Genomic DNA, 297 nt, shown 5'->3' with positions numbered 1-297 from the left:
TGGATTTGGTGACCATGCCCTGGTTCCGGCCCTGGGTGATGACGTCCAGGGAGCGTTCGTAGCGGAACGCGGGGCGGATGCGCTTGAAGATCCTGGGTACGGTTTCGACGTTGTGGGCGAAGACTTCGGGGTTGGAGTCGCAGATCGCGGTGATGTGGTCGGGGTTGCCGGAGAAGTCGGGGATGAGCAGTTCGACGCCGGTGCCGGGGTTCAGTTCGTGGATCTTGCGGACGGTTTCGGCGTAGAGCCAGACGCCTTCGTCTTCGAGGTCGTCGCGGGCGACGCCGGTGACGGTGG

At 64.3% G+C, this 297-nt stretch carries 1 pseudogene; it reads right to left on the bottom strand.

What is annotated here, in order from left to right:
• Positions 1 to 297 (bottom strand): annotated as a pseudogene (locus AC5RT3_RS20690) (lipoyl synthase); the annotation flags it as partial.

The sequence above is a fragment of the Arthrobacter sp. Y3221159 genome (assembly GCF_059089885.1).
The sequence above is the reverse complement of the archived record's forward strand: the minus strand, read 5'-3'. Positions and strand labels throughout refer to the sequence as shown.